The sequence below is a fragment of the Adlercreutzia faecimuris genome, from assembly GCF_022669055.1.
Classification (GTDB): Bacteria; Actinomycetota; Coriobacteriia; order Coriobacteriales; family Eggerthellaceae; genus Enterorhabdus; species Enterorhabdus faecimuris.
Window position 1 is genome coordinate 16,785 of sequence record NZ_JAJMLW010000003.1, and the last position, 12,395, is coordinate 29,179.

Genomic DNA, 12,395 nt, shown 5'->3' on the forward strand with positions numbered 1-12,395 from the left:
GAGAACCTGTTGTCGTCCGGTTGCCGATCCTGTGCCGAGGGGTTTCAGGGAGGGTGGCGTGCGGACGGCATGTGGGTGGCGTGCGGGGTGGTGCGGTGGGTGGTGCGGGGGCGGAGGGGTGGCGTGCGGGCGGGGGCGGAACGCGCGAGCGGCGGCCGACGCGTGGGCGGAGGGGCGGCGGGCGGGGCAGGCGAGTGGCGCGGGCGACGGCGGGGCGGTCGGGTGGCGACGCGGAGGGGCGGGGTAGGAGCGGGCGGCTACCCGCGTCGCTATCCGCGTCGCCACCCAGGAGGGCGCTACTTGCGGACGTTCATGGCGCGCATGGCGTTGAGGATGGCGATGACGGCCACGCCCACGTCGGCGAAGACGGCCATCCACATGTTGGCGATGCCGACGGCGGCGAGCGCCAGCACGGCCAGCTTGACGCCCAGGGCGAAGACGATGTTCTCCCAGACGATGGCCATGGTCTTGCGGGCCACCGAGATGGCGCGGGCTATCTGCGAGGGGCGGTCGTCCATGAGCACCACGTCCGCGGCCTCGATGGCGGCGTCCGAGCCCATGGCGCCCATGGCGATGCCGATGTCGGCGCGGGTGAGGACGGGGGCGTCGTTGATGCCGTCGCCGACGAAGGCGAGCCTGCCCTTGGGGTTGGCCTGGGCCTGGGCTTCGAGCAGGGCCTCCACCTGGGCCACCTTGTCCTGGGGCAGAAGCTCGGCGCGCACCTCGTCGATGCCGAGGCTGGCGGCGACGGCCTCGGCCACGTCGGCGCGGTCGCCGGTGAGCATGACCGTCTTGCGCGCGCCGGCTTTGCGCAGCGCGGCGATGGCGGCCGCGGCGTCGTCCTTCACCTGGTCGGCGATGACGATGTGGCCCGCGTAGACGCCGTCGACGGCCACGTGGAGGATGGTGCCCACCAGCTCGTAGTCGTGCCAGGCTGCGCCGGCGGCGTCCATGAGGCGCCCGTTGCCCACCAGCACCTCGCGCTCGTCGACGACGGCGCGGATGCCCTGGCCGCTGACCTCTTCCGCCTGCTGGATGCGGGCGGGGTCGAGGGGGCCGGCGTAGGCCTGGCGCACGGAGGCGGCGATGGGGTGGTTCGAGAGCGACTCGGCGTGGGCGGCCAGGGCGAGCAGCTCGTCCTCGGTGGTGTCGCCTTCCGCGTGGATGGCCGTGACGGTGAAGGTGCCGTTGGTGAGCGTGCCGGTCTTGTCGAAGACGACGGTCTCGGCGTGGGCGAGGGCCTCCAGGTAGTTGCTGCCCTTGACGAGGATACCGATGCGCGAGGCGCCGCCGATGCCGCCGAAGAACGATAGGGGCACCGAGATGACCAGCGCGCAGGGGCACGACACCACCAGGAAGGTGAGGCCGCGCAGGATCCAGTCGGCCCACTCCTGACCGAACAGGAGCGGCGGCAGGATGGCGAGGGCCGCGGCCACGCCGACCACGGCGGGGGTGTAGTAGCGGGCGAAGCGGGTGATGAAGCTCTCGGTGCGCGCCTTCTTGTCGGCCGCGTTCTCCACCAGCTCCAGGATGCGGCTGACCGTGGAGTCCTCGAAGGGCTTGGTGACGCGCACGGTGAGGGCGCCGGTGAGGTTGACGCAGCCGGAGATGACCTCGTCGCCCGGGTTGGCGCCGCGCGGGATCGACTCGCCGGTGAGGGCGGCCGTGTCCACCTGGGACCGGCCGTCGACGACGACGCCGTCCAGGGGGATGCGCTCGCCCGGCTTGACGACGATCTCATCGCCGGGGGACACCTCGTAGGGGTCGACCTGCACGAGCTGCCCGTCGCGCATGATGTTGGCGAACTCGGGCGCGATGTCCATCATGTCCGAGATGGACTTGCGCGACTTGCCCACGGCGTAGCTCTGGAACAGCTCGCCCACCTGGTAGAACAGCATGACGGCGGCGCCTTCGGCCATGTGGGGCTCGGTATCGGGGAACAGCACCAGGGCGAACGCGCCGATGGTGGCCACGGACATGAGGAAGTTCTCGTCGAAGACCTGCCCGCGCCCGATGTTGCGCGCTGCCTTGAGCAGCACGTCGTAGCCGGCCACGAGGTAGGGGACGAGGAACAGCACGAGCTCGGCGTAGAGGTCGCTCGGCGTGTCGAACCAGGCCTCGAGGAGGCCCGCCTTCTCGATGGCGAAGGCGATGACGAAGAGCACGAGGGCCACGATGATGCGGTTGCGCCAGCGGATCTGCTTATCGGTGAGGGTGGTCATGATGAGGGCCATTCTGTGAGGAAGCGGGCAGGGTGGGTGAGGCTCTTAAATTCTTAGAGCTGGAGCCAGCTTTTACGCTGACTGCGTCTCGCGCCGTGTAGAGACGACGAACTCGTTGCGCCGTGCGCCGTGTGCAGCGCGCTACGCGGGCGGCACCGTGCAGCGCGCTACGCGGGCGGCACCGTGCAGCGCTCCGCGATGAGTCCCGTGGCGTGCGGGAGCGGCAACTGCGATGCGCCCCCTCCGTGGCGCGCGGGCGTGCGGCGACTAGCGGAGGATGACACAGTCGGGCTCGTACTTGGCGCAGATGGCCTGGGCCTTGTCGAGGACGGTGTCGAGGGCCTGGGCGTCTCCGTCGACGTCGATCATCAGCTTCTGGGTCATGAAGCTGATGGAGGCCTTGTTGACGCCCTCGAGGGCGCTGATGTCGCCTTCCATCTTCGCGGCGCAGTTCGCGCAGTCGAGGTTCTGAAGCTTGAGGGCCTTGCGCATCGGGGCTCCTTTCTCTCGATCCCTCAGGGAGGGTACGAATGTTTCACGTGAAACATTCGGTCGGGCATCTTGCTGGTCACTTGGCGAGCGATGGCCGCGCTTTCCACGAACTAATGTTTCACGTGAAACATTTTGTTCGTCGCTCGGGGGGGTGCTGGTCGCATGGGTCGCCTGGTTCGTGCTGGTCGCTTGGGTTGCGAGGGCTTTGCGGGTCGTGCTGGTCGCTCGGGTCGTGCGGGCGGTGCTTGTCGTACGGGGGTGCGGGCGCGCTACTCGCAGATGTGGGTCATGCCCTGGGCGAGCATGGTGTAGACGTGGTCGTCGGAGAGCGAGTAGATGATGTTCTTGCCGTCGCGCTGGAACTTCACCAGGCGCGCCTGCTTGAGCGTGCGCAGCTGGTGGGAGACGGCGCTTTGGGACACGCCGATGATGTCGGCGATGTCGGCGACGCAGCGGTCCTGGCCCATCAGCGCGTAGAGGATGCGGATGCGCGTGGTATCCGCGAAGGCCTTGAACAGGTCTGCGAGGTCGTAGAGCAGCTCCTCATCCGGCATGCACTCTGGGGTAGCGGCCATCTCCGGGACCTCCGTTGCCTCCAGGGCCTCCGCTATCTCTGGGGCTTCCGTCGTCCCCGGGGTTTTCGCCGGCTCTGGAGCCTCTTCCGTCTCTGGAGCCTCTGCCGTCTCTGGAGCCTCTGCCGTCTCTGGCGGGAGATCCATGGTCTCGTATCGATACTGTATCATATGTTCCCTCATTCACTTAAACATATGAGCAACTGTTCATAAGTATAGGAATCCGGCGAGGTTTGTCAACGGGTTCTCGGGATTTCCCGGAGTTATTGTTGGCGACCGCCGGGAAACGATTGGCGAAGGAGGTGGAAGGCCGGCGCGCAGCCCGCTATGATCGGGGGAAACGTGGTCGAGCGAAAGAAGATTCCCATGGCTAACAATGACCTGACGGGCGGCGCGGAGCTTCCGCAGCCTGTTCCCGGCTTCCCCGACTTCGGGCATGTGGCGCTCCAGGGGTTGCCCAACACCCGCGACCTGGGCGGGCTTCCTGCGGCTGACGGGCGGCGCATCGCGCGGCGTCGGCTCATCCGGTCGGGCGCGCTCCGTCACGCCACCGAAACCGACCTGCGGCAACTGGAGTTGATGCACGGGATGGAGCGGGTCGTCGACTTCCGCACGGACATGGAGCGCCAGAAGGAGCCTGATCCCAAGGACAAGCTCGCGGGCGTCGTGTTCTACGACCTGCCCGTGTTCGAGGAGGCGGCGCTGGGCATCACCCATGAGGGCGACCTGGCCGAGGACGCCCGGGCGCTGCGGAAGTTCGACGGGAACCCCTTCGAGATGATTCGCCAGCTGTATCCGGAGTGCCTGCTGGGGGAGGCCGGAATGCGCGCCTACGGCAGCTTCTTCCAGGTGCTCCTGGGAGCGCGGGCTGGCGCGACGCTCTGGCACTGCACGGAGGGCAAGGATCGCGCGGGGCTGGGCGCCATCCTGGTGGAATACGCGCTGGGAGTGCCGCCGGAGGCCATTCAGGCGGACTACCTGGCCACCAACCTGTTCGTGCGCACGTGGGCGGAGAAGATGCTCGACGCCCTAGCGCGCCATCATGTGCTGGAGGGGGCGGATGCCGACGTGGACGCGCTGTTCTACGCGCAGATGGAGTACTACGACGCCGCCTTCGACGCCGTGCGCAAGGAGTTCGGCGGCGTGGAGGGCTACCTGCGCGACGGGTTGGGCGTCGGGCCGGACGCGGTAGCCGAGCTGAGGGGTCTCTACCTGGAATAGCAGGCGAGCCAGGATGGCGGCGCGCTGCGGATGTGCCGTGGATTCCGCGGCATGCGGTAACACGGGCGTAACCTGCGCCGTGTATGATGGGCGGCGTTTCTGCAACCGGCGCGCGCCCGGCGCGCCCTTCGCATCTGAGGAGCCATCGTGAGCCAGTCCGCCCTTCCCGATCAGCGTGTCATCGTCGTCGACTTCGGCGCCCAGTACGGGCAGCTCATCGCGCGGCGCGTACGCGATTTGCACGTGTACTCCGAGATCGTCCCCTGCGACATCACCGCTGACGAGGTGCGGGCGATGGCCCCGGCGGCCATCATCTTCTCCGGCGGCCCGGCGAGCGTCTACGCCGATGACGCGCCCTCCATCGACCCGGAGATCCTGGAGCTGGGCATCCCCGTGCTCGGGTTCTGCTACGGCCAGCAGATCATGGCCGTGACGCTTGGCGGCGAGGTGGGGCACACCGAGAAGGGGGAGTACGGCCCGGCGCCGCTCACCCGCTGCGGCGAGAGCGCGCTGTTCGCGGACACACCCGGTGAGCAGACGGTGTGGATGAGCCATCGTGACGCGGTGAGCCGCGTGCCCGAGGGCTTCACGGTGACGTCAAGCACCGACGTGTGCCCCGTGGCGTCGATGGAGTGCGCCGAGCGGCGCCTGTACGCGACGCAGTTCCATCCCGAGGTGCGCCACACCGCGTTCGGCAACGAGCTGCTGGCGAACTTCCTCTTCGGCATCTGCGGGCTTGTGCCCGACTGGACCATGGACTCGATCATCGAGGACTCGGTGGCGGCCATCCGCGAGAAGGTGGGGGAGGATCGCGTCATCCTGGGGCTTTCCGGCGGCGTGGACTCGTCGGTGGTGGCGGCTCTGGGCGCGCGAGCCATCGGACGGCAGCTGGTGTGCGTGTTCGTGGATCACGGGCTGCTGCGCAAGGGCGAGCCCGAGGAGGTGGAGGCCGTCTTCACCGAGCAGTTCGACGTGGACTTCATCCGCGTGGACGCGCGCGAGCGCTACCTGGAGCTGCTCGCCGGCGTGAGCGACCCGGAGGAGAAGCGCCGCATCATCGGCACGCAGTTCTGGAAGGAGTTCTTCGCCGTGGCGCAGCAGCTCGACGGCGTGAAGTACCTGGCCCAGGGCACCATCTACCCCGACATCATCGAGAGCGGCGCGCGCAAGACGGGCGGAAAGGCGTCCACCATCAAGAGCCACCACAACCTGATCCCGTTCCCCGAGGGGGTGTCCTTCGAGCTCATCGAGCCGCTCGACCACTTCTTCAAGGACGAGGTGCGGGCGCTGGGCACCGCGCTCGGGCTGCCGGACCACATCGTGCACCGCCAGCCGTTCCCCGGTCCCGGCCTGGCCATCCGCATCATCGGCGACGTGGACGCCGAGAAGCTGGAGGTGCTGAAGAGCGCCGACGCCATCGTCCGCGAGGAGCTGGACGCCTACAACGAGCGCCTGTTCCAGGAGACCGGCGTGCGCGACAGCGAGCGCAGCGTGTGGCAGTACTTCGCGGTGCTCCCCGACATCAGGAGCGTCGGCGTGATGGGCGACGAGCGCACCTACGCCCGCCCGATCATCCTGCGCGCCGTGGAGAGCCAGGACGCCATGACCGCCGACTGGGCGAGGCTGCCCTACGAGCTGATAGCCCGCGTGAGCAGCCGCGTGGTGGCCGAGGTCCCGGGGGTGAACCGCGTGGTCTACGACGTGACGAGCAAGCCGCCTGCTACGGTGGAATGGGAGTGAGTTTTACCAGTTAAGAGGCACTATTTCGCTTCATTATTACTTTCTAATTCTTTGTAAAACTGTGTAATTCTCCATAAGGATTTTGCAAGCCACTCGATTATCCTCTCGCTTTCGCTTTGAATGAAAACGACCCGTCAATGCCTTGGCGGGTCTTACTTTTCCCTGCTCCGATACTGTTTATTAGCGACTTCTGGAGTATCGCCGCCAAGGGAGTTCGAAAGCTTTGTTAAGTCTTCCTAAGAAGTGGAAAGAAATAGCCTGAATCAAGCCACTCGAAACTGTTGCTGGTAATGAGAAAAGTGGGCAATTGTGGAGAACAGTATCGTTTTGTACTCACCCCCGAAATCGAGCTTCAAAATGGACGTTTCCCCAGGAAAGATAGGGGTGTAAAAAATGCGTCCGATACTACGAATCAGGGCTTTTCGGGCACATTTCAAGACCAGATCTTCCTACGATTTACAGTATCGGTGAGTGTTCAAATCGCCTCAGCAACTACGAGAAAAATGGGGCAAATGTATGCGGGAGTAAATTCGATTGCCGATACTACGAGGTAGATGGCATATTTTGCGAAAGGCATGTGCAAGAGGAAAAGAAAAAGGCGCTCTTTGAGCGCCCGTGAACGATGCAAGTTGATGCTTATATCAGACCTGGAGGCCTGCGCGCCAGGCTCTGTAGTCCTCCTCCGTCATGTCGCCACGCGTGAGCTCACCGCGCGCATTCACCCAAGCCTTGATGGCTGCATCGAGCTTCTGTGCATTGTCGGCCTTGGGATCGATCATGAGCGATCCATCCTCCTGGGGAACTAGTCCGAACTCGTCTTCCAGCTGGAACAAGACTCCAAGCGCGTCCTTTGCGCTTGTTATCTCGTGTCTGACAAGGGAGTCGGGCGTTACTCCTAGAGCCTTCGATATCTTCTCCAGCTGGCCTCTGTCGGGAGTCCTGTTGCCCAGCTCGTAGTTTCTGATGGCTGGTTCGGAGAAGCCTGCGGCCTCGCCCAATCCGGCCTGTGTCATATGTTTGCGCTTCCTGTAGAAGCGAATCAGTTCTCCAGTGTTCATAAGGCTCCTTAGCGCGTTGTCCTACGAATTCTAAAACAGTTCACAAATGAACGCAACGTATTGACCGTACGAAACTGAACTGTTAGTATGCCCTGAATGAAACAGTTCAATAGTGAACTGTCCGAAAGGAGCATACATGGTAGATAACAAGCCAGAGATGATCAGAGCCGATGAGGTGGCGGAGAGGCTGGGAATCTCACGAACCTCCGCCTACTCGGTCATCAAGGAACTGAACCGTGAGCTTGCCGAGAAAGGCTACATGACGGTCACGGGAAAGGTGAGCAAGGACTACTTCGAGCAGCGCTATTTCGGCTGGAAGGACGGTATCCGATGACAGCGGTGAGAGAGGAGAACGGGAGCTGGACGAGCCAGTTCTGGTACAAGGATATCTACGGGAAGCGCAAGCACAAATGCAAGCGCGGGTTTGAGACGAAGGCCGATGCCGAGGCGTTCGAGCTTGACTACACGAACAGGGCGCGTGGCTCCATGGATATGAGGCTTTCCGACTTCGTAGACGTCTACGCCGAAGATGTGAAACCGACCATCCGAGAGTATACCTGGGCTACCCGTGAGTACATCATCAACGACAAGATCATCCCAAAGTTCGGCACCAAGCGCATGAGGGACATAACCGTGCTCGACGTCATCGACTGGCAGAACGAGATCCTCGCCTTCAGGAAGGAAAACGGCGAGCCCTACTCGGAGACGTATGTGCGAACGGTCAACAGCGCATTCGCCTCGATCATGAACCACGCCGAGCGGTACTACGGGCTCCGACCCAACCCGGTCAAGAAAGCGCCGCGCATCGGCTCCAAGAACGCTCGCGGCATAAACATCTGGTCCAAGGAGCAGTACCTGAGGTTCTCCGAGTCGCAAATCGACGACAAGCTGCTCTACACCGCCTTCGAGGTCCTCTATTGGACGGGTGTGCGAACAGGAGAGCTCCTCGCGCTCACTCCCGCCGACATCGACTTCGTGGGATCGACACTGCATGTCAGGCATTCCTACAGGCGCCTCAAGCGAAAAGACCTCATCACCGATCCTAAGACGGAGAAGTCGATTCGCCAGATAGCCCTTCCGGAGTTTTTGCGCGACGAGCTTCGGGACTTCGTCTACAACGTGTCCCCGACGGCTCACGACGAGCGCATATTCGCTGACCTCAGCTCGGCGAAGCTGAAGGCTGCCATTGCTAAGGGAAGCGCCATGACGGGCGTTCCCGTCATCAGGGTTCACGATCTTCGGCACAGTCACGTTTCCCTTCTGATAGAGATGGGGTTCTCGGCCGTGGCGATCGGCGACAGGACGGGACACGAGTCTGCAGAAATCACGTTCCGCTATGGCCACATGTTCCCTGGCTCACAGGAGAAGATGGCCGATGCCTTGCAATCGTATAGGGAGGATTGATATGACTTGCAAAAACGAGGACCGGGCGCGCCCCATGACCATCGCGTTCAGAGTCACCAAGGAGATGAACGAACGGCTAAACCTAATGGTCGCAATGAGCGGGTTGACCAAGCAAGACTACATAATGTCCAAGCTATGCGACATGGAGATCACCGTTGTGCCCTCGCCCAGGGCGCTGAAAGCGCTACGTGACGAGATGCGCGAGGTCTGCAAGCAGCTCAACCGGCTCCGAAAGGGCGACAGCCCCAGCGAGCATCTGCTGGAGACATGTGACCTCCTAGCAGATGTCATGCTCGGGCTGCGAGGAGACGAGACCAGATCTGAGATCGAGGACGAGGACGAGATTCTCAAGAATATGGGGAGGTGTTAGCCAATGCCCGCATACAAGTTGGATAATGGAAAATGGTGCGCATCATTCTATTACCGCCTGCCCGATGGCTCGCTCAAACAAAAGTACAAGCGCAGCTTCGAGACGGAGGACGATGCGCTCCGTTATGAGAACGAGTTCAGGGCGCGCGCCGAGAACCCGTGCAGCTTCCCATTCTCGGCCTTCGTGGACGTTTACCTGGCAGACATGAAGCCGCGCATTCGCTGGACGACCTACGATACCAAAAGGCTGTCCATCGGGAAATGGATCAAGCCCTACTTCGGGGAGAAGCTGATGGGAGACATAAAGCCCATTGATATCCTGCATTGGCAGGGATGGCTAGACGAGCAGAGACTCAAGAACGGCAATCCCTTGTCACCGACCTATGTCAGGAAACTCAACAGCGATCTGGCATCTCTGTTTAACCATGCCGAACGGAACTACGGACTCAAGCCGAACCCGATGAAGAAGATCTCCAAGACAGGCAAAACGAGATCGGGCGAGATGCAGATATGGAGCAAGGAAGAGTTCAATCGGTTCCAGGACGCGATCTGCGACAAGGCTAAAAGCTACTATGCTTTCGATCTCCTGTTCTGGACGGGCATACGCGAAGGCGAGCTTCTAGCTCTCACGCCCACCGACTTCGATTTTGAAAACCGCATCCTCACCATAGACAAAAGCCTCGCAAGAAAGGACGGTGGAGCGATTGTAGGCCCACCGAAGACGAAGAAGTCATACAGGAAAATCGCATTATCCGAGTTCTTATGCGAAGAGATCCGGGAGTACATCGAATTGATCCTGAAGATAGGGCCAGACGAGAGGATATTCGAGGGGATGACGAAATCGTTCCTCTGCAATGAGATGGATCGCGGCTGCAGGATCTCAGGTGTGAAGCGCATCAGGGTGCACGATCTGAGACATAGTCACGTTTCCATGCTCATCCATATGGGCTTCAGCGTTGTTGCGATAGCCGAGCGCATGGGACACGAGACAACGGACATCACGTTCCGTTATGCTCACCTGCTCCCCAACTCTCAAGGAGTGATGGCCAACGCGCTTAACGAAGCCAAGGGAACTAAGAAAGTCGGATGAAATCGTCGGGTGTCCCATTTGAGGACACCCATACTTCTGCAGGCACTGTATGCTTACCGAAAACGAGAGATTGCTAGGTGATGATGACTGGAGAAAACTCGATAACCTTTCCCGATGATGTGCGCGCTGCCTTCCTAGCGTTTCAGGATGACTATCTTGCAGACGTGCTCAGGCTCTGGGATTGCGATCTCAGGGATTGGCATGATCCTGCAGTGATGATCTTCAGGTTCGAAAGTGACGATATCTTACTCTGGCGAGAAATGAATGCACTGAAATGCAAAAAAGGCACTGTTGATGCCACGACCTCAAGAAGCTCTATTCCTGAAAAAGTAGAGGCAAGCATCGACATAGATGCTTGCCTCTGTTGGCTGCCAGATGATTCTTACAGCGATTTCATTGGTTTCACCACAATTACCCATGATCTTCTACAGGCCATGAGCAGACTGTCGTTTTAGAGTTTCTCGTAAGCTTCCTTTACAAGTTGTGACATCAAACCACGTCTCTTCTGCAAGAATGTTTCGTAATCCATCGTCTCGAAGTCAACGGGTAGCGCATGTTCTTCACATGCCTTCAAGTACGCGTCTTCCCCTAGATCCTTCCTGTATTTGCTCACATATTCTGATGGCGGATCATCGGAGATGTAGATGTTGTTCTGGTAGTCGACATAGGTGAAGTTTGCTCGATTGCTTCGGTCTGCTATGTGCCCAACCTCTTTTAGGTAGTTGTCCGGGAATAGATGGTGCTTGTCCACGGCCTTCTTCGTTCCGGAAGAATAAGGACCCACCAACTGAGATAATGGCACGGTGCTAAACAGGGCCTTAGCGCCAAGAACAATCTGAGAAGCTACGAAGCCGTACCAAGTGGGACCTGTTGCCTCGTTCGCATCGAGATCGGCTGGTAGTGTGATTCTGAAGTAATCGTCGGTAAGGAGCGCCTCGATGCTTCTATCGAAATAGGCCTCGAACTCGTCCGAGTTGCTCAGCTTTGAGATATCGTTCAGCTGCTGCTCGAAATCGGATTCGAAAGAGCCCACGTAATAGGCAGTGAGAGCAGAAGCGAAATACCATCTGCGGACAAGTCTCTTGATCCTTAAGGGTTCCATCTTGAACTCGTACTTGCCGATAATGTAGAAAGCGTAATTGAAGAAGAGCGCATTTGACGAGGAGATCTGATCCGCGTTTATGTAGCCAGCTTCGCTGAGCGTGTTGATGAAGGCGTGCCAGTTGTTGAGGTCAAGTACGTGATCAAGGGCTTTTCCGAACTTTTCGAAGTTCTCCTCGCGCGTTTGAGCGCTCGTCTCTTTGGTCTTCAGATCGCGGCCTCTGAGTATCTGGTAGGCGTAGCGCAGGCGACCCCTCTTGAAGCCGACGCCGACGGTTGTTCTGATCAAGTGCGTGGGCGACACCTTTATCAATGGATTGTATGATGTGTTCTGCGCAGGTATATGGCTCTCCTCGCAGAAGAGTTCTATCCTCTCTCGCATCTCGGGCTCGTACACTGAAAGCAGCGTCATGATGAAGTCGTCCTGTTTCAACGCCTGTCCCTGGGAGTTAACCCTGACGAAGATGTCAGAGACCATCTCCTCATCGGCGTTGGCTGTGATGTTCAGTGTTGGCAGGTAGTACCGCTCAAGCCCAAGCAGCGCATTGAGCCCGTTCTCGATCCTGTCTTCCTCCTCGTCTGTCAGCTCAGCTAAGCCCTTCTTCAGGCTCGAATCGTTCAAGTCCTTGATGAACTCTCTCCTGAACTTGCTCAACTTGTTCAGACGGTTCGCCTCAAAGACCTCTGATACGGCCGATATGTACCTGGGATCCCTGTCTGTCGATGCGTCGGCGTTCTTGAACTGCCTTTCGATGGGATCGTAGGCCACCCTGATGATGCGCTCGCTAAAGCTCTTGTCCTTGACTGGTATTCCGTAGAAGGAGGCGAGAAGTGCGGTCAGCCTCTGCTGCCCATCGATGACGAGCTCCTTCGGGGAGCTGTAAGACTTCTCATTGGCTCCAATGGCCTCCGTTTTACCGGCCTCTTCTACTGGTGACTCCCAAAGCATGATGTATCCGATAGGGTATCCACGAAGCATCGAATCGAGCAGATCTCTAACCTTGTCGTTCTTCCAGACGAACGGACGCTGGAGGTCAGGCAGGCCGATCTTTCCGCTTCTCACATCTTTTAAGATATTGCCCACTTCGAGCGTTACAGGTGTGTATATAGAGTTTCCCATGCTGTG

Annotated in this window: 12 protein-coding genes; 7 read left to right on the plus strand and 5 right to left on the minus strand. The window is 60.3% G+C overall.

Features of this window, described 5'->3' with window-relative positions; all coding sequences use genetic code 11:
* Positions 1-296: 296 nt before the first annotated feature.
* The 3 genes from LPT13_RS07985 to LPT13_RS07995 all read right to left on the minus strand — a co-directional run bounded on the left by LPT13_RS07985 (position 297) and on the right by LPT13_RS07995 (position 3,289).
* Positions 297-2,222: a heavy metal translocating P-type ATPase gene (locus LPT13_RS07985; protein WP_242165396.1), complete on the minus strand. Its 1,926-nt coding sequence runs from the start codon at positions 2,220-2,222 to the stop codon at positions 297-299.
* A gap of 267 nt (positions 2,223-2,489) precedes the next feature.
* Positions 2,490-2,714, minus strand: coding sequence for a cation transporter (locus LPT13_RS07990; RefSeq protein WP_242165399.1), 225 nt, complete (start codon positions 2,712-2,714; stop codon positions 2,490-2,492).
* 269 nt (positions 2,715-2,983) lie between these two features.
* Positions 2,984-3,289: an ArsR/SmtB family transcription factor gene (locus LPT13_RS07995; protein WP_242165402.1), complete on the minus strand. Its 306-nt coding sequence runs from the start codon at positions 3,287-3,289 to the stop codon at positions 2,984-2,986.
* A 363-nt stretch (positions 3,290-3,652) separates the two neighbouring features.
* On the opposite strand from LPT13_RS07995, the gene LPT13_RS08000 reads away from it, so the two are divergent.
* Both LPT13_RS08000 and guaA read left to right on the plus strand, forming a co-directional pair.
* Entirely contained in the window at positions 3,653-4,507 is an 855-nt protein-coding gene (locus LPT13_RS08000; RefSeq protein ID WP_242165404.1) for a tyrosine-protein phosphatase, read from the plus strand.
* Positions 4,508-4,654: 147 nt separating this feature from the next.
* Positions 4,655-6,247, plus strand: a complete 1,593-nt coding sequence (guaA, locus tag LPT13_RS08005; protein WP_347264151.1) for a glutamine-hydrolyzing GMP synthase — start codon at positions 4,655-4,657, stop codon at positions 6,245-6,247.
* A 641-nt stretch (positions 6,248-6,888) separates the two neighbouring features.
* On the opposite strand, the gene LPT13_RS08010 is transcribed toward guaA, so the two are convergent.
* Positions 6,889-7,305, minus strand: a complete 417-nt coding sequence (locus LPT13_RS08010) for a helix-turn-helix domain-containing protein (protein WP_242165406.1) — start codon at positions 7,303-7,305, stop codon at positions 6,889-6,891.
* 136 nt (positions 7,306-7,441) lie between these two features.
* Between LPT13_RS08010 and LPT13_RS08015 the strand changes: the two genes are divergently transcribed.
* The 5 genes from LPT13_RS08015 to LPT13_RS08035 all read left to right on the plus strand — a co-directional run bounded on the left by LPT13_RS08015 (position 7,442) and on the right by LPT13_RS08035 (position 10,623).
* Positions 7,442-7,639, plus strand: a complete 198-nt coding sequence (locus LPT13_RS08015) for an HTH domain-containing protein (RefSeq protein ID WP_242165408.1) — start codon at positions 7,442-7,444, stop codon at positions 7,637-7,639.
* A complete protein-coding gene (locus LPT13_RS08020) occupies positions 7,636-8,709 on the plus strand; it encodes a site-specific integrase (RefSeq protein WP_242165411.1) in 1,074 nt (357 codons plus the stop codon). Before LPT13_RS08015 ends, LPT13_RS08020 begins: the two co-directional genes overlap by 4 nt.
* A 34-nt stretch (positions 8,710-8,743) precedes the next feature.
* The gene (locus tag LPT13_RS08025) at positions 8,744-9,079 is read left to right on the plus strand and encodes a plasmid mobilization protein (RefSeq protein ID WP_242165413.1); all 336 of its coding nucleotides are present in this window, start codon (positions 8,744-8,746) and stop codon (positions 9,077-9,079) included.
* A gap of 3 nt (positions 9,080-9,082) precedes the next feature.
* A complete protein-coding gene (locus LPT13_RS08030) occupies positions 9,083-10,168 on the plus strand; it encodes a site-specific integrase (protein ID WP_242165416.1) in 1,086 nt (361 codons plus the stop codon).
* Positions 10,169-10,245: 77 nt separating this feature from the next.
* The gene (locus LPT13_RS08035) at positions 10,246-10,623 is read left to right on the plus strand and encodes a hypothetical protein (protein ID WP_242165418.1); all 378 of its coding nucleotides are present in this window, start codon (positions 10,246-10,248) and stop codon (positions 10,621-10,623) included.
* Here LPT13_RS08035 and LPT13_RS08040 read toward each other — a convergent pair.
* Positions 10,620-12,389: a GmrSD restriction endonuclease domain-containing protein gene (locus tag LPT13_RS08040; RefSeq protein WP_242165421.1), complete on the minus strand. Its 1,770-nt coding sequence runs from the start codon at positions 12,387-12,389 to the stop codon at positions 10,620-10,622. The two genes, LPT13_RS08035 and LPT13_RS08040, sit on opposite strands and share 4 nt — an antisense overlap.
* Positions 12,390-12,395: the final 6 nt, after the last annotated feature.

Coding starts and splice junctions, on each gene's coding strand:
- LPT13_RS08025 (WP_242165413.1), top strand. CDS start 8,744: ATGACCATCGCGTTCAGAGTCACCAAGGAGATGAACGAACGGCTAAAC.
- LPT13_RS07990 (WP_242165399.1), bottom strand. CDS start 2,714: ATGCGCAAGGCCCTCAAGCTTCAGAACCTCGACTGCGCGAACTGCGCC.
- LPT13_RS08015 (WP_242165408.1), top strand. CDS start 7,442: ATGGTAGATAACAAGCCAGAGATGATCAGAGCCGATGAGGTGGCGGAG.
- LPT13_RS08000 (WP_242165404.1), top strand. CDS start 3,653: ATGGCTAACAATGACCTGACGGGCGGCGCGGAGCTTCCGCAGCCTGTT.
- LPT13_RS08040 (WP_242165421.1), bottom strand. CDS start 12,389: ATGGGAAACTCTATATACACACCTGTAACGCTCGAAGTGGGCAATATC.
- LPT13_RS08030 (WP_242165416.1), top strand. CDS start 9,083: ATGCCCGCATACAAGTTGGATAATGGAAAATGGTGCGCATCATTCTAT.
- LPT13_RS08020 (WP_242165411.1), top strand. CDS start 7,636: ATGACAGCGGTGAGAGAGGAGAACGGGAGCTGGACGAGCCAGTTCTGG.
- LPT13_RS07985 (WP_242165396.1), bottom strand. CDS start 2,222: ATGACCACCCTCACCGATAAGCAGATCCGCTGGCGCAACCGCATCATC.
- LPT13_RS08010 (WP_242165406.1), bottom strand. CDS start 7,305: ATGAACACTGGAGAACTGATTCGCTTCTACAGGAAGCGCAAACATATG.
- LPT13_RS07995 (WP_242165402.1), bottom strand. CDS start 3,289: ATGGCCGCTACCCCAGAGTGCATGCCGGATGAGGAGCTGCTCTACGAC.